The organism is Brevundimonas sp. LPMIX5 (genome assembly GCF_003576505.1).
Classification (GTDB): Bacteria; Pseudomonadota; Alphaproteobacteria; order Caulobacterales; family Caulobacteraceae; genus Brevundimonas; species Brevundimonas naejangsanensis.
In genome coordinates this window covers 1-786 of record NZ_QWTZ01000048.1, presented here as the reverse complement: position 1 = coordinate 786, position 786 = coordinate 1, and the positions used below count along the sequence as shown (strand labels likewise).

1 protein-coding gene is annotated in these 786 nt (G+C 28.6%); it reads right to left on the bottom strand.

The window, feature by feature from the left end:
• On the bottom strand, positions 1-594 hold a 594-nt coding region (locus tag D1604_RS15830), incomplete at its 3' end, for a HesA/MoeB/ThiF family protein (RefSeq protein WP_199683840.1).
• Positions 595-786 lie beyond the last annotated feature (192 nt).

Here is a 786-nt window from a genome sequence, read left to right as displayed (position 1 = left end):
GATAAAATCTATACTCCCATATTCCGCAACAATGTTTTCTAATTCTTCTACTGAAGAAACTTTAATAGAAATAGGTACTACCTGAACATCTGAATTATACTTGTGTATTTTTTGAGAAAGAACATTAATCTTCTCCTTACCAACATCCGACTCTGTATAAAGAATTTGCCTATTTAAATTTGATGGTTCTATTATATCGTAATCAGCGACAATAAGTTTCCTCACTCCATACATACTTAGACTTAGAGATATATAACATCCTAAGGCTCCGGCTCCTAATACTAATACTGTTTTATTCTGTATTTTATTATACTCTTCATTATAAAAAAACGAATAGTAACCTTTAGTTCTAGAATATCTACTATCAATATCTATCTCATCCGAAATTAAAATTTGTTCATTTAATAGTTCAAATGTTAGTTTACTACCTAATACTTCTTCTATCTCTAATAGTTCCTTACAACTATTAAATAGATCGTTGATAAATTCTTGCGAAATTTGAGGTTCTATAGCTATTTCCCGCATACTCCGACCACGCAAATACATTATACCTTCTTTTTTATAAGCAAAAACATAACTATTTACGTAGAACATATTTCGTCCTTCCTCTCATATATAATATAGAAAGCAGTATAGAAACAACTACCCCTCCTATACTACGAACAATAATATTAGGTGTCAAAAATTGTAATAGTTGACTCAAAGGGAAATAAATAATAACAAATGCTATTAAAAGTTGAACTATATATTGACAATTCAAGTTATTATTGTTAGAATTCAAGTATT